The 19,973-nt window shown below is 64.5% G+C and carries 20 protein-coding genes, 1 tRNA gene and 3 pseudogenes; 19 read left to right on the top strand and 5 right to left on the bottom strand.

The features are described 5' to 3' along the window. Positions 1-27: 27 nt before the first annotated feature. Together VNN77_16570 and VNN77_16565 are read right to left on the bottom strand one after the other, a co-directional pair. A complete protein-coding gene (locus VNN77_16570) occupies positions 28-318 on the bottom strand; it encodes a DUF6295 family protein (protein HXG53011.1) in 291 nt (96 codons plus the stop codon). A 10-nt stretch (positions 319-328) separates the two neighbouring features. Next, on the bottom strand, positions 329-1,087 hold the full coding sequence (locus tag VNN77_16565; GenBank protein ID HXG53010.1) for a dienelactone hydrolase family protein: 759 nt from the start codon (positions 1,085-1,087) through the stop codon (positions 329-331). Between the two features lie 335 nt (positions 1,088-1,422). Between VNN77_16565 and VNN77_16560 the strand changes: the two genes are divergently transcribed. From VNN77_16560 to VNN77_16525, 8 genes and pseudogenes are all read left to right on the top strand, one after another. Next, the gene (locus VNN77_16560) at positions 1,423-1,734 is read left to right on the top strand and encodes an RNA-binding protein (protein HXG53009.1); all 312 of its coding nucleotides are present in this window, start codon (positions 1,423-1,425) and stop codon (positions 1,732-1,734) included. Positions 1,735-2,086: 352 nt separating this feature from the next. Then, positions 2,087-2,518 (top strand): annotated as a pseudogene (locus tag VNN77_16555) (peroxiredoxin-like family protein). 147 nt (positions 2,519-2,665) lie between these two features. Next, entirely contained in the window at positions 2,666-2,878 is a 213-nt protein-coding gene (locus tag VNN77_16550) for a zinc ribbon domain-containing protein (GenBank protein HXG53008.1), read from the top strand. Between the two features lie 440 nt (positions 2,879-3,318). Next, the gene (locus VNN77_16545; protein ID HXG53007.1) at positions 3,319-4,059 is read left to right on the top strand and encodes a hypothetical protein; all 741 of its coding nucleotides are present in this window, start codon (positions 3,319-3,321) and stop codon (positions 4,057-4,059) included. Beyond that, positions 4,056-4,676 (top strand): hypothetical protein, encoded by a 621-nt coding sequence (locus tag VNN77_16540; GenBank protein ID HXG53006.1) that lies wholly within the window; start codon positions 4,056-4,058, stop codon positions 4,674-4,676. Before VNN77_16545 ends, VNN77_16540 begins: the two co-directional genes overlap by 4 nt. Before the next feature lie 5 nt (positions 4,677-4,681). Beyond that, a complete protein-coding gene (locus tag VNN77_16535; GenBank protein HXG53005.1) occupies positions 4,682-4,972 on the top strand; it encodes a LuxR C-terminal-related transcriptional regulator in 291 nt (96 codons plus the stop codon). Between the two features lie 45 nt (positions 4,973-5,017). Beyond that, entirely contained in the window at positions 5,018-5,260 is a 243-nt protein-coding gene (locus tag VNN77_16530) for a hypothetical protein (GenBank protein HXG53004.1), read from the top strand. A 15-nt stretch (positions 5,261-5,275) separates the two neighbouring features. Then, positions 5,276-6,049: pseudogene (locus VNN77_16525) on the top strand (ethylbenzene dehydrogenase-related protein). 216 nt (positions 6,050-6,265) lie between these two features. On the opposite strand, the gene VNN77_16520 reads toward VNN77_16525, so the two are convergent. Then, positions 6,266-6,341: transfer RNA gene (locus tag VNN77_16520), tRNA-Cys, on the bottom strand. A 93-nt stretch (positions 6,342-6,434) separates the two neighbouring features. On the opposite strand from VNN77_16520, the pseudogene VNN77_16515 reads away from it, so the two are divergent. The 4 genes and pseudogenes from VNN77_16515 to ispD all read left to right on the top strand — a co-directional run bounded on the left by VNN77_16515 (position 6,435) and on the right by ispD (position 10,002). After that, positions 6,435-6,659: pseudogene (locus VNN77_16515) on the top strand (YfhL family 4Fe-4S dicluster ferredoxin). Between the two features lie 1,179 nt (positions 6,660-7,838). Then, on the top strand, positions 7,839-8,342 hold the full coding sequence (gene rimI / locus VNN77_16510; GenBank protein HXG53003.1) for a ribosomal protein S18-alanine N-acetyltransferase: 504 nt from the start codon (positions 7,839-7,841) through the stop codon (positions 8,340-8,342). 340 nt (positions 8,343-8,682) lie between these two features. After that, positions 8,683-9,165, top strand: coding sequence for a CarD family transcriptional regulator (locus tag VNN77_16505; GenBank protein ID HXG53002.1), 483 nt, complete (start codon positions 8,683-8,685; stop codon positions 9,163-9,165). 72 nt (positions 9,166-9,237) lie between these two features. Further along, positions 9,238-10,002 carry a 2-C-methyl-D-erythritol 4-phosphate cytidylyltransferase gene (gene ispD / locus VNN77_16500; protein HXG53001.1) on the top strand — a complete coding sequence of 255 codons (765 nt, stop codon included), beginning with the start codon at positions 9,238-9,240 and terminating at the stop codon, positions 10,000-10,002. Here ispD and larE read toward each other — a convergent pair. Further along, on the bottom strand, positions 9,926-10,738 hold the full coding sequence (gene larE / locus VNN77_16495) for an ATP-dependent sacrificial sulfur transferase LarE (GenBank protein ID HXG53000.1): 813 nt from the start codon (positions 10,736-10,738) through the stop codon (positions 9,926-9,928). The genes ispD and larE overlap by 77 nt on opposite strands. Next, positions 10,714-11,667, bottom strand: a complete 954-nt coding sequence (gene cysK / locus VNN77_16490; GenBank protein HXG52999.1) for a cysteine synthase A — start codon at positions 11,665-11,667, stop codon at positions 10,714-10,716. Before cysK ends, larE begins: the two co-directional genes overlap by 25 nt. A gap of 75 nt (positions 11,668-11,742) precedes the next feature. Here cysK and VNN77_16485 point away from each other — a divergent pair, with 75 nt between their 5' ends. The 7 genes from VNN77_16485 (at position 11,743) to rsmA (ending at position 19,973) form a co-directional block, all read left to right on the top strand. Beyond that, positions 11,743-12,852: a glycosyltransferase family 9 protein gene (locus VNN77_16485; protein ID HXG52998.1), complete on the top strand. Its 1,110-nt coding sequence runs from the start codon at positions 11,743-11,745 to the stop codon at positions 12,850-12,852. 100 nt (positions 12,853-12,952) lie between these two features. Beyond that, positions 12,953-13,381 (top strand): DUF1844 domain-containing protein, encoded by a 429-nt coding sequence (locus VNN77_16480; protein ID HXG52997.1) that lies wholly within the window; start codon positions 12,953-12,955, stop codon positions 13,379-13,381. 13 nt (positions 13,382-13,394) lie between these two features. Then, positions 13,395-14,879 (top strand): DegQ family serine endoprotease, encoded by a 1,485-nt coding sequence (locus tag VNN77_16475; GenBank protein ID HXG52996.1) that lies wholly within the window; start codon positions 13,395-13,397, stop codon positions 14,877-14,879. Positions 14,880-14,986: 107 nt separating this feature from the next. After that, positions 14,987-17,305, top strand: coding sequence for a PBP1A family penicillin-binding protein (locus tag VNN77_16470; protein ID HXG52995.1), 2,319 nt, complete (start codon positions 14,987-14,989; stop codon positions 17,303-17,305). 8 nt (positions 17,306-17,313) lie between these two features. Next, a complete protein-coding gene (locus VNN77_16465) occupies positions 17,314-18,063 on the top strand; it encodes a tetratricopeptide repeat protein (protein HXG52994.1) in 750 nt (249 codons plus the stop codon). A 13-nt stretch (positions 18,064-18,076) separates the two neighbouring features. Continuing rightward, positions 18,077-19,072, top strand: coding sequence for a tRNA (adenosine(37)-N6)-threonylcarbamoyltransferase complex transferase subunit TsaD (gene tsaD, locus VNN77_16460; GenBank protein HXG52993.1), 996 nt, complete (start codon positions 18,077-18,079; stop codon positions 19,070-19,072). Between the two features lie 43 nt (positions 19,073-19,115). Then, positions 19,116-19,973: a 16S rRNA (adenine(1518)-N(6)/adenine(1519)-N(6))-dimethyltransferase RsmA gene (rsmA, locus tag VNN77_16455; GenBank protein ID HXG52992.1), complete on the top strand. Its 858-nt coding sequence runs from the start codon at positions 19,116-19,118 to the stop codon at positions 19,971-19,973.

Below are 19,973 nucleotides of genomic sequence, written 5' to 3'. Positions count from 1 at the left end.
GCGGTCGAGTTTCGTTGGGCCAGCCTTCTAGCGCCTCCCGCCGGCGGGAGAATCCTCCAGGACGCCGCGGGCCTCGGCCTGGGCCAGGACCGCTTCGATGGTCTTGACGAGGCTCCGGGCCGCCTCGACGCTCAGCTCCACGGCGACGCGAGCGGCCGGCCCCGCGGCCTCGTCGACGAAGTCGATGTTGACCGCGTGCTCGAGGGGCATGTCGTACGGGTGGTCATAGGACACGTTGGCTTCGCGGACCTTGAACCAGCCGCCGGGTCCCTTGCCGCGCCCGTCGATCTTGGCCTGATGAACGATCATGGTGCACATGGTGGCTCCTTTAGCCTCGCAGGTGTTTTTCCAGAAACGCAAAAACCTTCTTCCAGCCGTCGACGGCCTGCTCCTGCCGGTAAGCGGGCCGGTCGTAGTAGAAAAAGCCGTGGCCGGCGCCGTCATAGCGATGAAACTCGTAGCTTTTGCCGTGCCGCTTGAGCTCGGCCTCGTGCTGGTTCACCTGCTCGGGCGAAGGCGATTTGTCCTCGTTTCCGAACAAGCCGATCATGGGACAGGAGAGATCCCTGGTATAGTCGATGGGTGCGACGGGCTGCTTGGGTGTGAGCTCCTCCTTTGACATCACCACGCGCCCGCCCCAGCACTCCACCAGGGCGTCGAAGCCCTTGAGCCGGCAGGCGGCGAGAAAGCCGTGGCGGCCGCCCGAGCACGTGCCGAAGATTCCTACCTTCGAGCTCACGTACGGCAACGAGCGAAGCAGGCGCTGGGCCCCGGCGAGATCGCCGAGCACCTGGTCGTCGGGGACTCCCCCGGCCGCCCGCACCTTGGCGCCCACGTCCTCCGGGGTCCCGTGGCCTTCCCGGAAATAAAGGTTGGGAGAGATGGCGACATAGCCGTGGTGCGCGAACCTCCTCGTGCACTCGCGGTACCATTCGTCCCAGCCCGGGGCGTGGTGGATGAGCACCATACCGGGGAAAGGGCCGCTGCCCAGGGGCCGGGCCATGTAGGCGTTGATGATGTCGCCATTGTGGCCTTGCATCGTCACGGTTTCGGCCAGCATGCCCTCGTACATATTGGTCTGGTACATGAGTCATCCTCCTTAGTGTTAGTGGCCATTGGCTTCAGGCCAACCGCACCCTTAATATAAAAGGCCCTGCGGGTGCAATAGCGGGGGGTCCAGCGCGCCTGCGGTTATCCCTTGTAATCGGCGGGGAAAACAAGTAAGCTTCGATTGCCATTCAGTATGGAGCCTTCTGAACGGTTGAATATTGGCGGAGTTGAAGGCTTGTCCGTCTTTCCTTGCGATTCGCTCCTACGCGCATTATCCGACCAGAGCGTGTTTGTATTCCATGTTCTGCTCAAGGCGGGATCTGGTTCACAGGGTCAAAGACACTAACGGTTTTTCCCTCACAGGAGGAGAACATGGGTACTAAAATCTACGTCGGCGGCCTTCCGTATTCGACGACGGACGCGCAGCTGCAGGAAATTTTCTCGGCGCACGGCACCGTGGAGTCCGCAAGGGTGATCACCGACAAGTTCACCGGCCGATCCCGAGGCTTCGGCTTCGTCGAGATGAGCACGGCCGAGGAGGCTCAACGGGCGATCCAGGCGCTCAACGGGAGCGATCTGGAGGGGAGGAGCCTGACGGTCAACGAAGCTCGTCCGCTCGAAAAGCGCTCCGGGTTCGGAGGCGACCGGGGCGGCGATCGGCGCGGCGGTCGGAACCGCTGGTAGCTGTTTTCGGTCGGGGGCGGTGGTGGCCGCTTCCGACCGGCGACGGGCGTCACCGCACCGTCGCCACGCAACTCTAGTTTCGGCCCGGCCGTCGTCCGGGTGCCGGCAAAAACCGCTTTCTCCGCGCGCGTTGCGCGCGGAGAAGTGATTTGCCTTGCCCCGGGCCGGCAGCCAGGCCGACGCACTCTGTCTTTCCTGCCGCTCCTGCGCCGTTGCGGTCTTCATGCAATCGGTCGATCTCGATCGACTCAGGCTAATCGATCCGGGCGGCCGTTCCGTTTCGCTCAGCGAGTGCTTTAGCGATTACCTGCTCCTGATTTTTCTCAGACATCTTGCCTGACTTCCGTGCCGGGAGCACCTCGGGGAGGTGCGCGATCTCAAGGAGGAGTTCGACCGGCGCGGGATTACTGTCGTCGTCGTCTCCTTCGCCCCGCCCTCACGGCTGGCCGACTACCGGGAGCAGCAGCAGTGGCCGTTCCGCCTGCTTTCGGACCCGGGCCGAGACGCCTATCGAGCCTTCGGGCTGAAGAGGTTTTCCTGGTTCAGGCTTCTCGCGCCGGCGACGCTCGGCTTTTACTGGCGGCGATGGCGGGAAGCGGAGTTGCCCCGATTCGAGCGCAGCGAGGACGTCTTCCAAGGCGGTGGTGACTTTCTCCTCGATCGGGCCGGAAACGTTCTCTTCGCCCACCGAAGCCGCGAACCGGCCGATCGCCCACCCGCCCGCCGGATACTGGAGGCCTTCGACCAAGTCGCGTCGCGATTCGAGCGCGGCGGGAGCTTGTGATTTCCCGGCCTTTGCAAGCCCTGAGCACCGACGCTATCGCCTTCACGCCGCCTTGGTTGCTTGACTCTGTTTTGGCTGAAATTAAATTTTCGCTGTTCTGCTACCCGTCGGTCCGGGCGCTACGCTCGGCGCGGAACCGCCGGGGAGATGCTCGTTGTTTTTCTCATCCATCAGGAGAGGGCAGCCATGCCAACTTACGAGTTTCGTTGCCAGAAGTGCGAAAAGATCTTTCAGCTGACTTATTCGTTCGCGGAACTCGAACGAGCCAAGAAAGAAGGCATCAGGTGCTCAAGCTGCGGGAGCTCGCAGGTAAAGCAACAGATCGCTCCCTTCATGGTCCAGACCTCAAAGAAGAGCTGAGCTTTACCAGGCGCTCCCCGGCGGCACTGCGAAACCTGTGTAAGATTCCGCGGGAGCGCGCTGTGCCAGGAAGCGCTCCCGCACCTGGATCTTGCGCTCGCTTCCTCTGCGCAGAGCGACAGCTTCGCAAGGGCCGGTGAGCTCACTACTATTTCCGCGCTCAGGCAAGGGTCCAAACCGTTCAAGCCATTCAACCGCTGCGCTTTCCCGTGAGCCGCGCGCAGAGCGGTTCGACGTCTTACTGAGCGAAGCTGCGAGCAAGACCGGCGCCGAAGCATCTGCTTCTTGCATCGAACGCCGCTCGCGCGGCAATTCCTACCGGTGCGATCTGTGCGGCGCGGTTTTTTGCAGAGTTGCGAAACCGACGCGGCGGCTTCGAAAAAACAAGTGGAATTTCACTTTGGTTCGTGGCATGGGCGTTGCTGCTGCGACAGGGCACCATGTCGAACAAAACCGCGAAGATGCCGGTCCTGTCGTTGCTCGCGTTGTTTGCTCTCGTGGCCCCTCCGGCACTCGGCGCCTACGAGGAGATCACCGTGGTCAACGGCGGGACGATTCGCGGCACCGTGAAGTTTCGCGGAGCGGTGCCGAAGCTGCCGCCGCTCAAGATCACCAAGTACAAGGAGATCTGCAAGAACGTTCCCAACGAAACCCTGATCGTCGGCCCCGGCCAGGGCCTGCGTTATGCGGTGGTGATGCTGGAGGGCGTGACGCGCGGCAAGACCGTGGAAAAGGAGACCGTCCACGAGCTCGACAACGTGCGGTGCCGCTTCGTGCCTCATGTCCAGACCGCCAGCGTCGGGCAGTTCGTCCTGTTTAAGAACTCCGATCCCATCCTGCATACCGCCCACGCGTTCTTCCCCGATGGGCAGCCTCAGTTCAACGTCGGACTGTACCCGGGGCGCGTGAGCCGAAAGCCTCTTGTCCACGCCGGTCTGGTCAGGATCCTTTGCGAGGTCCATCCCTGGATGTCGGCCTACATCTCGGTCGCCGAGCATCCCTACCAGGCGACCACCGACATCTACGGCGAGTTCATGATCAACGAAGTTCCAACAGGCAGCTACAAGCTCAAGGTCTGGCACGAGACCCTGGGGACGCTGGAGAAACAGGTGGAGGTCAAGGCGGGAGCCTCGCACAGCGTCGACTTCTTCTACACACCGGGAACGGGGGCCAAAAAATGAACTCCTTCGTGAAGACGGCGAGGCTCGCGCTGCTGGCCGTGTTCCTTGCGGCGCCTGCGGCTCCGGCGCGCTCGGCTACCATCAAGGGGACGATCACCGTCGGCGGAAGGCCGGCGCGCGACGTGGTGGTTTCGGTGGAAGGCGTGGCGAGCGAAAAAATCGCGGCAAGCCTCGCGGGCGTCAAGCCCGGCAAGGCGGTGATGGATCAGCGCAACATGAAGTTCATCCCGCGCGTGCTGCCGGTGCTGGTCGGGACCGCGGTCGACTTCCCGAACAACGACAACACGTTCCACAACGTCTACTCCAGGGGCGGCGCGAAGGACTTCGACCTCGGCCTCTATCCGCCGGGGAAGACTCGCGGCACGACCTTCGAGAAGCCCGGTATCGCGCGCATCCTGTGCAACGCTCACCCCAATATGGAAGGCTTCGTGGTGGTCAAGCCGCATCCTTACTTCTCGGCGGTGGACGAGCGGGGCCTTTTTCGAATCGAAGGCGTTCCCGTGGGGAAAGCCCGCCTGGAGGTCTGGCATCCGGATCTCGGCGTTCGCAGCGAAACGATCGAGGTGCGGCGCAGCAGCGACGTGATCACGCGGGACATCGATCTGAAGAAGCCGTGAAAGCGATGAATCGACAGACGGCGGAGAGCAAACGATCGATGGTGCTCACGGCCGCCGAGGAGAGGGTTCTGGAGCTCTTGTCTCTGTCGCGCACCAACAAGGAGATCGCATCGGTTCTAGGGATCAGCCCCGCGACAGTCAAGCGCCACATCGAGAACATCTTTCGCAAGCTCGGCCTGCGCAACCGGGTCGAGGCCGCCATCTACGCGTTGAGCCGCGACGCTTGCTGCGCCGCGATCCGTTCAGGGTGCAGGCTCGAACTGTGGCGCCGGCGATGGGAGTCGGGAGAAGCCTGAGCGCGGCAGAGCTCCCGCAGGCCCGCGGCGCCGCTGGAGGACGTCATGAAGAAGATCGGTCTTTGGGCAGGAGCGTTCTTGATTTTCGCCGCGGCCGGGGCATGGATCGGACCGGGTCAAACCGCGGAAGAGAGCGGGCTTCTGATCGCCGTCAAAACCGATACGGCCCCGGTGCTCGACGGCAAAGTGGACGCGATCTGGAAAAAAGCCCGCGAGATCACCATTCCGGTCGCCGGCGGCGCCAATCTCCACAAAGGCGCCACGGAAGTCGCTCTTAAGGCTCTGTAGACCGACAGCAACGTTTTCTTCCTCGCGCGCTGGCGCGATCCGACCGACAGCGTGCGGCGGTCTCCGTGGGTCAAGCAAGCCGATGGCTCGTGGCTCAAGCTGAAGGACCCGAACGACAAGGGCGGCGACAACAACCGCTACTACGAAGACAAGCTCGCGATGATATGGAACATCAACGTCGCCGGCTTCGAGGCCGCGGGCTGCATGGTCGTCTGCCACGCAGGCGAGGCAGGCAAGGCCTACGGGAACAAGTACACCGCCAATCCCGGCGAGATGGCGGATATCTGGCACTGGAAGCGGGTACGCACAGGGCCCGTCGGACAGATCGACGATCAGTATCTCGACAGCACGCGTTACGACAAAGAGAAAGCGCCGGAGGCGGGCAGAAAAAGCGATCCCAAGACCGGCGGCGGGTACACGGACAACGTTGCGGACGACCGGAAGGGACCGAAGTTCGGGGCCAAAGGCAACAAGCCGGCTCCGCCTTACTGGATCCTCGATCGGGAGAAAGAGCCCCTCGACAGCGGCAAATACAAGCCGGGGCAGGAGGTCGCGGGCATCGTGATCGCGCCCCTGGAAGGCGACCGGGGCGACATCGCGGCACGGGCGATGTGGAGCCGCGGAGTCTGGACGCTGGAATTTTCCCGCAAGCTCAAGACCGGAAGCCGCTATGACGTCCAGTTCGACGATCTAAGCAAAGATTACGCTTTCGGGGTGGCTGTGTTCGACAACGCCCAGGTGAGGCACGCGTTCTCGGGAGGCCCGAACAAGCTGAGATTCGCTAGGTAAGCGAAGCGCCGCCACGCTAGTGTCCACTGCGGGCGTTCGATCGGCGGATCGAGATCGGGCGCTCGCGGCGGTTCGAAGAGCGGCGGAGCGGCTGAAAAGCCTGGCAAACGCGGGCCTGCCCCCAGGTCGAAGACGCGCTCGCACAGCGAAAGCGATCAACCAGAAGGCCCCGCACAGCTCGGAGCGGGTAACGGTCGCTCGCCGTGCCGGTAAGTCTGGAGGCGGCGAGCGGATTCGAACCGCTGCATCGAGGTTTTGCAGACCTCTCCCTTAACCACTTGGGTACGCCGCCCCTCTCTGCTAGCTAACACGATCCCTTCGACAGTTGCAAGATCTACTGGTTTATTGACAACCTAGCGCGAAACCAGTAATTACAAAATCCACCATGGCAACCATCATCACCAGCGATTGCATCAACTGCGGCGCGTGCGAGCCCGAGTGCCCGAACAATGCGATCAGCCAGGGTGAGAATATCTACAAGATCGATCCTCAACTCTGCACCGAATGCGTGGGCTTTCACGACTACGAGGCGTGCGCGGCGGTCTGTCCCGTCGACTGCTGCATCACGGACCCGAACAACATCGAGAGCGAAGAGGTCTTGATCGCGCGTGCCCGCGCACTCCACAAGGACATCGACTTCGGCGAGAATTTCCCCTCTCGCTTCCGCAAGGGCGGAGGGGCCGCCGCGCCCAAGCCCGCTGCCCAGGCCGCTGCTGCGGCGCCAGCCCCGCAGGTCGCCGCGGCTCCGGCCGCGGAGGCCAAGCCTGCGGCGGCAAAGCCGGCGGGGCCCGACGCTGCACCCGCCGCGTCTCCTCCGCCGAAACCGGCCCCCGCAGCTCCGCCCCCCGGCAAGGAAGCCAGACCCAAGAAAACCTTTCCGAACGAGCTGCCGGCGAGCTTCGAAGAGGTCTCCAGCCGGTATCGCACCGCAGCTCCCCTGTCGCGCGGCTGGCGCGCGCTCGTGCTCTTCGCCGCCCAGCCGCTGCTCGGCGCGCTGCCGCATCCGATAAAGAAGCAGCTCGAGGATGCCGTCGGCAATCCAATCGTCTTCAGCGCGGCGGGAAGCACGGGGCTGAACGTCCTGCATAACGTGATTCTCTATCCGGTGATCGCGATGGCGATCGCGGCGCTGACCAACGGACCGCAGATCCTCTTCAGCCAGGAGATCAATATTTTCGTGTTGGTCGGCATCATCCTCGGCGCCCTGGAGGGCGTCTGGCGATTGCGCGACGGCTTTTTTTACGCGAAGCCGGCGGAAGAGATGACCCTTCGGCCCGCGTGGTACGGGACCGGGCTGGCTGTCCTGCTGCAACCGCTCCTCAAGCGCCAAACCGGGGTTGTCAGGGAAGTGCCCGTTCCGGTGGACGGCTTTTATTCGCGGGGATTCGTCGAGAAGCTCGAGCGCGAGCGGCGCTACGGCAACGTCTATACCCTCGAGGACCGCGGCGGCGCTTATCTCCTGAGGCTGGAATTTCCGCGCGCCGTGCCGGACCTCGGCCTTCCCGCGCAGGCCGACCTGCCAAAAGAGATGCCCGATTACGACTACGATCTGGCGCTGCAAAACGGGCAGTTCATCGTGCGCGGCAAGTGTCCGGACGAGCGCATCCGCAGGATCTCATCCAGCATCGGAGCGTTCCCGCCCGAGTTCACCACCGTCATCCCGCTCCGGGAGAAGGTCACCGGTTTCGTTCACCGCGCCGGCAATAAGTTGCTCGAGGTTTATCTGGTGAAAGAAGAAAGCGCCGCGCGCGCGGCGCGCCAGCATTGACCGCGACCGCGGAATGCCTCGATGAAAGCTTTCAAGGCGCAGGAAAAGCGCGCTTCCTGTGACTTGCCTGCGGGCCTCGAAGCGATCGCCTTTCGCGAGATGAGCCTCGCCGACCTGGACGAGGTCATGAAGATCGAGCGGACCTCGTTCGCGTCTCCCTGGAGCGAACGCTTCTTCATCGAAGAGATCCAGGCGCCCTGTGCGCGCGCTCTGCTGGCGGTCGCCGGTGAAAGGATCGTCGGCTACGTGATTTTCTGGCTGCTGCCCGACGAGGTCGACGTACACAACCTCGCGGTTCACACCGCTTACCGGCGCCGCGGCATCGGGCGGCGACTGCTGCAGCAGGTCATCGGCCAGGCCCGCGGTCGGGGGTCGTCTCGAGTAACACTTGAAGTTCGACGTTCAAATACCGCGGCGCAAAGGCTTTACGAGTCACTCGGCTTTCGCATAACCGGGGTCAGGCGCGCTTACTACGCCGACAACGGCGAGGACGCGCTGACGATGGCTCTCGTGCTGCGACGCTAGACGGCGCAGGGCTCTCTCAGAGCTTTCCGACATTTCCCCCCTAAATCGTTGAAACTTCTGGGTTTACAATTCGGCTGCGCTTGACGCCGCGACTGGCCCTGGTGTATATTAAATTTCGATTAAGAGCCCGCGGTCCGAGTCAGCTGAGCGCTGTTTTCTTGGAGCCTGCTTCCGGCGGGATGAACAACCGAATGGCAACGAGGCGTATCCAGTTATCGCACGGCGGTCCGCGGGCGTTCCATCCCATCCATTCGGCACTGCTGCCGATCCAACCTGTCGGTTTCCGTTGTCCCCGAAATCCGAATCAAGCGCACAGGCGTTCGCTCACGAGGAGGTTTTTATGTTCAAGGTTGGCGAGAAGGTTGTTTATCCCGCCCATGGCGTCGGCGAAATCGAGGCCATCCGCACGCACGTCATTTCGGGGACCGAGAAGAAGTTTTACATGCTGCGGATCCTCGAAACCGACATGAAGATCATGATTCCCGTCGACAACGTCCAGTCAGTAGGCCTGCGGAAGGTCATCAATCGGGCCATGGTATCGAAGGTCTACAAGGTCCTCAGGGAAAAGAAAGTCGGCACCGACCAGCAGACCTGGAATCGCCGCTATCGCGAATACACCGAAAAGATCAAAACCGGTTCGATCCTCGAAATCGCCAAAGTGCTGCGCGACCTCTTCGTGCTCAAGGGCGATAAAGAGCTTTCCTTCGGCGAAAGGAAGATGCTCGATACGGCCCAGAACCTGCTGGTCAAGGAGCTTTCGATCGCCCGCGCCCACTCGGAAGAAAAGATTCTCGAGGAGCTTCGCCATATCTTCACCCACTGACCTTCTTGCCGCCATGCTGTTTTTTCGAGCCGAGAGCCTGCACTCTCGGCTCTTTTGTTTCTGGGGACCACCGTGCGCGCCAGCGCGATCGTAGTCGCCGCCGGCGAAGGCCGCCGCATGCGCTGCGGCGAGCCGAAGCCCTACGTGCTGCTGGCGGGTCGTCCGATTCTCCTGCGGACGCTGGACCGCATCTTCGCGGCGAGAACCGTCGCCGATGTGGTCGTCGTCGTGGCTCCCGGGCGGATCGAGCGTTGCCGGGCGTTGCTCCAGGCCGATCCAGCGATCGGGGGCCGGAGCTGGACACTGGCCGAAGGCGGCAGCACACGCCAGGAATCGGTGCGGCGCGGCCTCGAACGGATCCCCCCGGACCGCGACATCGTCCTGATCCACGACGGCGCGCGGCCGCTGGTCCCGCCGGCGCTGGTCGACGCCTGCGCCGAAGCGGCGTACCGCCACGGCGCCGCCGTTCCCGGGGTTCCCGCCCGGGACACCATCAAGGTCGTGACGCCGGACGGCCGCGTGCAGTCGACGCTGGAGCGCGACGCGCTCCGGGAGGTTCAGACGCCGCAGGCTTTTCGGTACAGCCTGATCCTCGAGGGGCACCGACGTGCCCTAAGCGAGGACTTTCAGGGAACCGACGACGCGGTACTGGTAGAACGGATGGGAGAACCCGTGGTCGTCATTGAAGGCGACCGGTCGAATATCAAAATCACGCTTCCCGAAGATCTGGCGGTGGCCGAGGCTCTTCTCGGGCCTGGCCCTAAGGCGTGGGACGGCTCAGAACCTCGTTCAGGCTCCCGGAGCGATAGCCCTGGAGGTCGAGGCTCACGTACTTGAACCCCAGCGCCTTGAATCGCTCGACGACGGCGTCGCGCGTGCGCTTCTCGAACAGCCGCTCGATCTCGTCCTGGGCCACCTCGATTCGCGCGAGATCCCCGTGGTAGCGGACGCGGAATTCGCGGAAGCGGAGCTCTTTCAGGAACAGCTCGCAGGCCGCCACCCTTCGCAGCCGCTCGAGATTGATCTCCGTGCCGTAGGGGAACCGCGATGACAGGCAGGGGCTCGAAGGCTTGTCCCACGTCGGGAGCCCGAGCGCACGGCTATAGCGCCGGATGTCCTCCTTGGTCATCGCCGCCTCCACGAGCGGATGGCGCACCCTCCACTGATGCGCCGCCTGCAGCCCCGGCCGGTGGTCCTTGAGGTCGTCGAGATTGGTGCCGTCGATCACAACGCCGAGACCGAGCCGCTCCGCCTCCGCGCGGCAGAGCCGATAGAGCTCGTCCTTGCAGAAAAAACAGCGGTTGGAGGGATTCTTCGCGTAATCCGGATTACCGAGCTCGTGCGATTCCACCACGACGTGGCGGCAGCCCAGAGCGGCGGCAAAGGCGCTTGCAGCCTCCAGCTCGCCCGGGGGAACGGCGGGTGAAGCGGCTGTGAGGGCGACGGCCCGTTCTCCCAGCGCCCGGTACGCAGCCTTCAGCAGGAAGGTGGAGTCGACCCCGCCGGAGAAAGCGACGAGCGCGCCGCCCGTCGCTTCGAGAATGGCGCTCAGCCGTTCGTACTTTGCGTCCATCGGCGCTCTCCGAAGAGGTCGGTGCTCAGGTAATGCTCGCCCTTGTCGGCGAAGATCGTCACCACCACGTGGCCTTTCCCGAGCGTCCGGGCGACCTTCAGAGCGGCGCAGCACGCGGCGCCCGAGGAGATTCCCACCAACAGCCCTTCCTCGGCCGCCAGCCGGCGCGAATAAGCGGCGGCGTCCGCGTCGGTCACCGTGATCACCTCGTCGAGGATCTGGCGATTCAGGACCGCCGGGATGAAGCCGGCGCCGATGCCCTGGATTTTGTGATAGCCGGGCTCACCGCCCGAGATGACCGGGGACGCGGCCGGCTCGACGGCGCAGATCCGGACGTCCTTCATTTTCTCCTTCAGCACTTCGCCGACACCGGTGATGGTTCCGCCGGTGCCGACCCCGGCCACAAAGGCGTCGATGCGCTTGAACTGCCTGAGCAGCTCGACCGCCGTGGTGCGACGGTGCATCTCCGGATTGGCCGGGTTGTTGAATTGCTGGGGCATGAAATAGTCGCTGTGCTCCTGGAGCAGCTCTTCGGCCTTGTGAATCGCGCCGCCCATTCCTTTGGTGTCCGGAGTCAGCACCAGCCGGGCGCCGTAGGCGGCGAGCAGGCTGCGGCGCTCCTCGCTCATCGTGTCGGGCATCGTCAGGATCAAGCGGTATCCTTTGACCGCCGCCACCAGCGCAAGCCCGATGCCGGTGTTGCCGCTGGTCGGCTCGATGATCGTTGCCCCGGGCTTCAGCTTGCCCTGACGCTCCGCGGTCTCGATCATGTTCAGGCAGATACGGTCTTTGACCGAGCCGCCCGGATTGAAATACTCGAGCTTGGCCCACACTTCGGCATCGTTGGGGCCGGGAAGCGACCGCAGCCTGACGACGGGGGTCGAACCGATGAGATCGAGAACGGAGCGGGTACCGTTGGAGCCAGCCACTTTTTTCTTCGTCTTTCCGAGGAGAAAGCGGATGCGAATCGGAAGACATGCTATATTGTCGAGCTGGAGATGTCAATGAAACGGCGCCGCGATGCGGCCCGGGAGGGTGCAGGAGCCGTGACACCGGCACGCGATCGATCGCTGGTCCTGTTTCCGGGAGCGCTCGGTGACTTCCTTTGCTTTCTTCCGGCCCTCGAATGGCTGGCCGGGAGATCGGCGGTCGACCTGCTCCTGGCGCGAAGCGATCTCGCCGCGCTCGCGCCGCCGGAGGTTCACACAGGTTCGCTCGAGCGTTACGAGGTCCGGCGCCTGTTCGCGCCCGGAGCCGCGGAAGAACCGGCCGTCCGGCGGTTCTTCGAGGAATACGCCGCGGTTTACTCTTGGCTGGGCTTTCACGCGCCTGGCTTCGCCGCCGAGCTGGCGCGCGCCGCCCGCGGGACGGGCGTGTTTCCGCCGGAGCCCGCTTGCGGCCGGACGCATCAGATCGATCACTACCTGGCGTGTTGCGGCGCGCCGCCCGATCCGCGGGCGCGGCCGCGGATCCGTCTGAGCGCGGCGGCCATAGAGTGGAGCGACTCCTTCCTCGAGCGGCACGGGTGCCGCGGTCTCCCGCTGCTGGCGCTCGCTCCCGGAAGCGGCGCGGCAGAGAAAAACTGGCCCGCCGAATTTTTCCGAGCCGTCGGGCGCTGGTGGAGGCGGCGAACGGGTGGCAGGGCACTCGTCGTCTTCGGTCCGGCGGAAGAGGAGCGGGGGCTTGCGCGCGAGCTCGACGGCGCGATGCTGCCGGTTCGCGGTCTGGATCTCAAGCAGCTTGCCGCGCTGCTCAGCCGCTGCGACCTCTACGTCGGCAACGACAGCGGGGTGACCCACCTGGCCGCGGCGGCCGGTGTCGAGACCGTGGCCCTCTTCGGGCCATCGAGCCCCGGGCGATGGGCGCCGCGAGGCGTGCGCGTCACGATCGTCTCCCGGGGGGTAGACTGCTCACCGTGCTCCCGCGCGGCGATGAAGAGCTGTGCTCAGCGGGAGTGTCTGACGGCGCTGCAACCCGGCGAGGTCATCGAGAAGCTCGAAAAGTTGCTTGAAATGGCTACCTTGACAAGGGGGGGGTGGCGCATTAGAGTTGAATCCGAAGCGCCGCGGTCGCTGGAAAGGGAACCGCGAGAGGAGAGACGCCGCACGGTTTGACTCCAGGGTCTGATTTTTTGCAGATCGAGCCGAACACCGCCTGGAAACCCGCGCACGCGGAGCACGTTTCCGGGCTTTTTTTCTCTCTAGGGAAACAGTGATGGCGGAAGGGGGAGAAAAACGAGAGGGTCGCGGGTTCGTCGTTCAGGACCGGCGGCGGTTTTCCGAGACCGGAGAGCCTCGCGAAGGTACGGGAGACACGGACAGCTCTTCGGCCTCGGAAACCGCCGAGAGTAAGTCGGGCACCGGCCGTCCCGCACAGCCGCGGGGCGAGCCGTTTGCAGAAATCAACTTCTCCGCTTTCGTCATCAGCCTGAGTACTCAAGCCCTCATGCATCTGGGGGAGATCCCCAATCCGCTCGACGGAAAGGTCGAGACGGACATTTCCATGGCCAAGCAGATGATCGACATTCTCGGCATGCTGCGCGACAAGACGCGGGGAAATCTGAGCGATGGAGAGGAACGGCTGCTCGAGGACGTCCTTTACGACCTCCGGATGAAGTACGTGGAGGCGGTCAAGAGAAAATAGGAGCCTAAAGGGAATGGACAGAATCTGGAACGGCAAGGTGAGCGCCAAAGCAGCGGTCGTTGTCGCCGTGACCTCGCTGCTGGTCGGCCTCGGCATCAGCGGCAGCTTCGATTGGATGGTACCGAGCCGAGCCCTGAACCTCGGGGATGCAGCGGCTCCGGCGGAAAGCCGTAGCGGAACGCCGCTTCCCGATTTCGTCGCGCTCTCGAAGAAGCTGCGCCCGGTGGTGGTCAACATCTCGACCATGCAAGTGAGCGAAGGGCGGGGCCAGGAGTTCGGCAGCCCGTTCGGCGAAGACGACCCGTTCAACGAATTCTGGCGCCGGTTCTTCGGCGGGCCGATTCCGCGCGGGCCTCAGCGGCAGAGAAGCCTGGGCTCCGGCTTCATCATCGACGCCGACGGCTCGATCCTGACCAACAACCACGTCGTCGAAAACGCGCAGAAGATCGTCGTCAAGCTGGCGGACGAGCAAGAGTACGAAGCGAAGGTCATCGGCCGCGACGCGAAGACGGACATCGCGATCATCAAGATCAACGCCAACACCAAGCTCCCGGTGGCCAGCCTGGGGGACTCCGACCGCCTTGAGGTGGGCGAATGGGTGATGGCGATCGGCAACCCCTTCGGCCTCGACAGCACCGTGACGTCCGGAATCGTCAGCGCCAAGGGACGCCACATCGGGCAGGGGCCGTACGACAACTTCATACAGACCGACGCTTCGATCAATCCCGGCAACTCGGGAGGGCCGCTCATCAACTGGCGCGGCGAGGTGATCGGAATCAACACCGCGATCTTCAGCCGGTCGGGGACCAACATCGGCATCGGCTTCGCCATTCCGATCAACCTGGTGAAGGAGCTGCTGCCGCAGCTGCGCGGCAAGGGCAAGGTGACGCGCGGCTATCTCGGCGTCTTGATCCAGAAGGTGACGCCGGAAATCGCGGAGAGCCTGGGGCTGGAAAAGGCGCGTGGCGCCCTGGTCGCCAACGTTTCCAAGGACGGTCCGGCGGAGAAGGCCGGCGTGAAGGTCGGAGACGTGATCATCGAGTTCGACGGCCGCGAGATCAGGGATTCGGGCGAGCTGCCGATAATCGTCGCGCGAACTCCGGTCGACAAGAAGGTCCGGATGAAGGTCCTGCGCGACAAGAAAGAGGTGGTGCTCAACGTCACCATCGGCGAGCTGAAGGACGAGGAGGTGGTCGCCTCGGCGGCGGAGAAGGGAGAGCTGGGTCTCACCGTGCAGCGGGTGACGCCGCAGATCGCCGAGAGCCTGGGCCTGGAAAAAGCCGACGGCGTGGTCGTGACCGCCGTCGAGCCGGGCAGCGCGGCCGACGACGCCGGGCTCAGACGCGGCGACGTGATTGTCGAGATCGATCGCAAGCCCATACGCAGCGTCGAAGACTACAAGAAGGCGATCGCCGGCGCGCGCAAGGGAAAAGGGATCCTCTTCCTGGTCCGGCGCGGCGAGAGCACCCTGTTCCTGGCTCTCAAGCCGCAGCGCTGATTTCCAGCACCCGCGCACTCGACAGGGGGCTGGATAACGTCCAGCCGGCCTGTTTTCGTTGTCTTCTGCGCCCGATGTGAGAAAATGAACTCCACGGAGTTTGGGGTTTGAAAAGATTCAAACTGCGGTTCGTCAGCGCGGCCCTCCTGAGCCTGCTCGTCGTCACCTGCGCCGGAATCGCCTTCGGAAGCTGGTATCTCAAGCGCCTCGAACAGACCGTCCAGGCCAAGTTCGAAGGGCAGAAATGGCGTTTTCCTTCCAAGATCTATTCCGATTCCTATCTGCTGTACGTAGGCATGCACTTGCGGCAGGAAGAGATCTGGGAAAAGCTGCGCCGGTTGGGTTACCGCGAGACACAAGGCACGCCGACCCGTAAGGGAGAGTATCGCTATCTGAAATCGAAAGGCGTGCTGGAACTCTACCTGCACGATTTCGTCTATCCGACCGAGCCCTTCCGGGGCTTTCCCGTTCGTATCTTCCTGAACGGAGGGACGGTGGCGCGCATCGAAAATGCCACCGCCGATCACGAGATGTTCTCGCTCGAGCTGGAGCCTGAGCTGGTCACCGGTCTTTACGACCGGATCTGGGAGGAGCGGCGCGTCGTATCGCTCTCCGAAGTCCCGCCGCTCCTGGTCAAGGCGATCCTCGCGGTTGAGGACGAGCGTTTCTACAAGCACCACGGCATCGATCCGGTTTCCATTCTCCGCGCCCTGTGGGTCAACTTACGCAGCGGGGCGGTGGTCCAGGGCGGGAGCACGCTCACGCAGCAGCTGATGAAAAACTTTTTTCTCGGCAGCGAGCGCACGCTGTCGCGCAAGGTCAAGGAAGCGTTGATGGCGCTCATCGCGGAGCGGAAGTACTCGAAGGCCGAAATTCTCGAGAACTACTTGAACGAGATCTACCTGGGCCAGCGCGGCTCGCAGGGAATCTTCGGGGTCTGGGAAGCCTCGCAGTTCTACTTTTCCAAGCCGCTTTCCGACCTGACCGTCGGCGAGATGGCGTTGCTCGCAGGCCTGATCCGCGCTCCCAACGCGCTGTCGCCGTACCGGAGCCTCGACGTCGCCACCAAGCGCCGCAATGTCGTGCTGGCCAAGATGCTCGACGACAAGATCATCACGCGACGGCAATACGAGGCGGCCGTGCGCGAGAGGCTGCCGCGGCGCGAACTGGTGAAGATCACGAACGACGCTCCGTTCTACGTCGACTTCCTCCGCCGCGAGCTGGCCGAAAACTATTCCAATGAGACGCTCACCGCGGAGGGAATGCGGATCTTTACCAGCCTCGACCTCCAGCTCCAGCGGTTCGCGGAAAAGGCGCTCTCCGAAGGCCTGAGCCGGCTCGAGGAGACCTATCCGAGCCTGCGTCGCCGCGGTGAAGACGACCATCTCGAAGGCGCGATGGTCGTGATCCGCCCCCAGACCGGCGAGATCAAGGCGATGGTGGGCGGGCGTAACTACCAGAAGTCGCAGTTCAACCGGGTGTGGCAGGCGAAGCGCCAGCCCGGATCGATCTTCAAGCCTTTCGTCTACCTGGCGGCGTTGATCTACGGGAGCGACAACGGGGGGCGGAGATTCACGCCGGTAACCAAGGTCGAGGACGCGCCCTTCACCTGGAGCTACGAGGGCCAGGAGTGGCAGCCAGGGAACTACAACGACGAATTCTTCGGCACCGTGACGTTCCGCCGCGGCCTGGAAAAATCGCTGAACGCGGCCACGGCGCGGATCGCGCGCGACGTCGGCATCCAGCGTGTCCGCGACGTGGCGCGTCGGCTCGGAATCCAGAGCCCGCTTCCCTCGGTGCCGTCGCTGGCGCTGGGCGCCGCGGAGGTGAGCCCGCTCGAGGTGGCGGTCGCGTTTGCTACCCTCGCCAACAACGGGGTGCGCACCCGGCCGCTGGCGGTCAAGCAGGTCATGGACGCCGAGGGGCGGGTCCTGGAAAAGCGCGACGTGCGCGTGGAAAAGGTCATCTCGCCGCAGCACGCGTTTCTCATGAACCATCTTCTCAAGGGAGTGCTCGACCGCGGCACCGGCGAGCTCGCGCGTCGGTGGGGGTTCAACCGGCCGGCCGCAGGCAAGACGGGAACCACCAACGACTACAAGGACGCCTGGTTCGTCGGCTACACCCCCGACCTGCTCGCCGTGGTCTGGGTCGGGTTCGACAACCAGAGCAAGCTCGGACTTTCAGGGGCCCAGGCGGCGCTGCCGATCTGGACGGAGTTCATGAAGCGCGCCACCGCCGGAATGCCGGTCACGGATTTTGTTCCGCCGCCGGGAGTCAAGCTCGTCGACATCGATCCGATCAGCGGCCAGATCGCCACTGCGAACTGCCCCTCGACGATCCGGGAAGCGTTTCTCGAGGGGGAGGAGCCGGTAGCGACCTGCCCGCTCCACCCCGGGGACTCGCTGCAGATATCGCACGCGTGGTGAGGGATTTTGTGGTTTGGCTCGGACCCAGAACGCTCGAGCCGGTGCCGGCGGCAGCGGTGGTGATCGCGGTCGCCCTGGGCTGCGCGCCGCCGCGTCCGGCCTACCGCGCTCCGCTTCCTCCACCGGGCGGGAGCCTGCGCACCCCGCCTCCGCCGGCGCCTTCGTCCAGGGAATCCCAGGAAATCGCGAGGAGGCCGCTGCCGCAGGAGAGCAGGATTCGCGAGCAGAATCTGAAGACCGGCGAGCCTCCCAAGAAGGCGCCTTCGGTGGAGCCCGCAGCGCCGCCGGTCGCGACGCCGGGGCCCTCGACGCCGCCGCTGCCCGACGACAGCTCGCTGCTGGCCAAGATCACTGCGGCGACGCCGCCGCAGCGCGCCGCGTCGCTGCGGCTGACCGAAGAAGGGCGAAAGCTGCTCGAGGCCGGCGACGCAGGCAGGGCGCTGGCTCGTCTCGAGAGGACGATCGTCATCGATTCGACCAATCCCTACGGCTACTTTTTTCTCGCCAAGGCGCATTACCAGCTCGGCCGCTACCACGAATCGCTCAATTTCCTCGACGTCGCCGAAACGCGCTTGAGCGGCGAGCCGTTCTGGCTGGCCGAGGTTCACGCCCTTCGCGGCGAAAACTACCGCGCCCTGGGGATGAACGAAAAAGCCGCCGAGAGCTACGGGCAGGCGCTACGACTCAATTCAGGAAACCGTACCGCGGCGGAAGCCCTCCCCCGGCTCAAGGGAGAGGCTCAATCGCACTCCCGTTGAGACTCGCGCCGACATGCTGGTTCTGGGAGTCGAAACCTCGTGTGACGATACCGCGGCGGCGGTGCTGCGCGACGGGCGCGTGATCCTGGCGAACCTGGTCTCCTCCCAGGACGAGATCCATCGGCCTTACGGCGGCGTGGTGCCGGAGCTGGCGTCGCGCCGCCACGTCGAGAACATCCTCCCGATCGTGGAAGCGGCGCTCGCCCGAGCCGCCGTAGCGCCGGGAGAGCTCGACGGCCTGGCGGTCACCCGCGGCCCGGGGCTGGTCGGCTCGCTGCTCGTCGGTCTGTGCATGGTCAAGGCGATGGCATTCCGCCTTGGCATTCCTTACGTCGGCGTGAACCACCTCGAGGCGCATCTGCTCGCGATCCAGCTCGAGCAGGACGTTCCGTTCCCCTACATCGCGCTCCTGGCTTCGGGCGGCCACACGCTGCTGTACCGGGTCGACGGCGTCGGCGCGTACGAGCATCTGGGCGGCACGGTCGACGATGCGGCGGGCGAAGCCTACGACAAGGTCGCCAAGATGATGGGGCTGGGATATCCGGGCGGGCGCGTGATCGACCGGCTCGCGCGGGAGGGGAACCCTCAGGCGATTCGCTTCCCGCGGGCGCGTGTGCGAAATGGGACGTACCAGTTCAGCTTCAGCGGCGTCAAGACATCGGTCCTGCATTATCTCAGAAAGCACGAGGCGCGATGGCGCGACCACGTTCCGGACATTGCCGCCAGCTTCCAGGAGGCGGTCGTCGACATGTTGGTCGGCCCGACCATCAAGGCGGCGGCAACGAGCGGTGTCCCCCGGATCGTACTGGCGGGCGGGGTAGCCGCCAACAGCCGATTGAGGCAAAAGATGAGCGAGCGGGCGGCCGCGGAGGGGCTGCGCGCCTATTTTCCCGAGCCGAAGTTTTGCACCGACAACGCCGCCATGATCGCTCTGACGGGATACCACCGGCTGAGGCGTGGAGAGCGCGACGACCTCGGGCTCAACGCCGACGCCGACCTCACGCTGTAGGCCCGCGGCAACGCCAGACGGCCGGCCCGGGACCGATTCCCCGATGACCACGCTCTACGAGGAGGTCCGCGCGGCGCTAAGGGAGCCGGGCTTCAGGCCGCGAAAGCGCCTCGGGCAGAACTTCCTGATCCGGGCCGACGTGATCGACGCAATCGTCCGGCTCCTCGATCTCGCGCCCGGCGACGAGGTTCTCGAGATCGGCCCGGGCCTCGGGTTTCTCACGCGCCGGCTGCTCGAGCGCGGGGCGCGTGTCTGGGCCGTGGAGGTGGACCCCTTTCTCGTCCGGCGGCTGCGGGCGAGCGAGATCGGAGCACGGCCGGATCTGGAGATCGTGGCGGGAGATATTCTGAAAGTTTCGTTCGCCGATCTGCTGCCGCCGAGACCGGTGAAGGTTGCCGGCAATCTTCCGTACAGCATCTCGACCCCTGTGCTGTTCCGCCTCATCGAGCACCGGGCGCGCTTTTCCCGGCTGGTGCTCATGCTGCAGAAGGAAGTCGCGGACCGGATCGCCAGCGGGCCCGGTACGAAACGCTACGGGGCTCTTTCGGTGCTGTGCCAGGCGTACCTGCGCATCGCCGCGAGGATCCCGGTGGCTCCCGAGGCCTTCTTCCCGCGTCCCAAGGTCCGCTCGGCGATTCTGAGCATCGAGCCGCATCGCCGGCCGGTGCTGCGGCCCGAGGAAAGCGAGCGGTTCCGCGCGGTGGTGCGGGCCTGCTTCTCCGAGCGGCGCAAGACGATTGCGAACAACCTCGCCCGCTGGCTCGGCATCGGCCGTTCGGAGATCGAGGATGTCCTGCGCGCGGCCGCCGTCAACCCCGGCCGTCGCGCGGAGACGTTGAGCGTCGAGGAGTTCGTCGGGCTTACGCGTGCGCTGGCGGCGAGCGGCCGGATGGGCGCCTGA

The organism is Candidatus Zixiibacteriota bacterium (assembly GCA_035574315.1).
Lineage (GTDB): Bacteria > Desulfobacterota > Binatia > UBA9968 > UBA9968 > DATLYW01.
The sequence above is the reverse complement of the archived record's forward strand: the minus strand, read 5'-3'. Positions and strand labels throughout refer to the sequence as shown.

What these genes read in the sequence shown, in the direction of transcription:
- VNN77_16570 (HXG53011.1), bottom strand. Translation starts at nt 318, where the DNA reads ATGTGCACCATGATCGTTCATCAGGCCAAGATCGACGGGCGCGGCAAG.
- VNN77_16565 (HXG53010.1), bottom strand. Translation starts at nt 1,087, where the DNA reads ATGTACCAGACCAATATGTACGAGGGCATGCTGGCCGAAACCGTGACG.
- VNN77_16560 (HXG53009.1), top strand. Translation starts at nt 1,423, where the DNA reads ATGGGTACTAAAATCTACGTCGGCGGCCTTCCGTATTCGACGACGGAC.
- VNN77_16550 (HXG53008.1), top strand. Translation starts at nt 2,666, where the DNA reads ATGCTCGTTGTTTTTCTCATCCATCAGGAGAGGGCAGCCATGCCAACT.
- VNN77_16545 (HXG53007.1), top strand. Translation starts at nt 3,319, where the DNA reads ATGTCGAACAAAACCGCGAAGATGCCGGTCCTGTCGTTGCTCGCGTTG.
- VNN77_16540 (HXG53006.1), top strand. Translation starts at nt 4,056, where the DNA reads ATGAACTCCTTCGTGAAGACGGCGAGGCTCGCGCTGCTGGCCGTGTTC.
- VNN77_16535 (HXG53005.1), top strand. Translation starts at nt 4,682, where the DNA reads ATGAATCGACAGACGGCGGAGAGCAAACGATCGATGGTGCTCACGGCC.
- VNN77_16530 (HXG53004.1), top strand. Translation starts at nt 5,018, where the DNA reads ATGAAGAAGATCGGTCTTTGGGCAGGAGCGTTCTTGATTTTCGCCGCG.
- rimI (HXG53003.1), top strand. Translation starts at nt 7,839, where the DNA reads ATGAAAGCTTTCAAGGCGCAGGAAAAGCGCGCTTCCTGTGACTTGCCT.
- VNN77_16505 (HXG53002.1), top strand. Translation starts at nt 8,683, where the DNA reads ATGTTCAAGGTTGGCGAGAAGGTTGTTTATCCCGCCCATGGCGTCGGC.
- larE (HXG53000.1), bottom strand. Translation starts at nt 10,738, where the DNA reads ATGGACGCAAAGTACGAACGGCTGAGCGCCATTCTCGAAGCGACGGGC.
- VNN77_16485 (HXG52998.1), top strand. Translation starts at nt 11,743, where the DNA reads ATGAAACGGCGCCGCGATGCGGCCCGGGAGGGTGCAGGAGCCGTGACA.
- VNN77_16480 (HXG52997.1), top strand. Translation starts at nt 12,953, where the DNA reads ATGGCGGAAGGGGGAGAAAAACGAGAGGGTCGCGGGTTCGTCGTTCAG.
- VNN77_16475 (HXG52996.1), top strand. Translation starts at nt 13,395, where the DNA reads ATGGACAGAATCTGGAACGGCAAGGTGAGCGCCAAAGCAGCGGTCGTT.
- tsaD (HXG52993.1), top strand. Translation starts at nt 18,077, where the DNA reads ATGCTGGTTCTGGGAGTCGAAACCTCGTGTGACGATACCGCGGCGGCG.
- rsmA (HXG52992.1), top strand. Translation starts at nt 19,116, where the DNA reads ATGACCACGCTCTACGAGGAGGTCCGCGCGGCGCTAAGGGAGCCGGGC.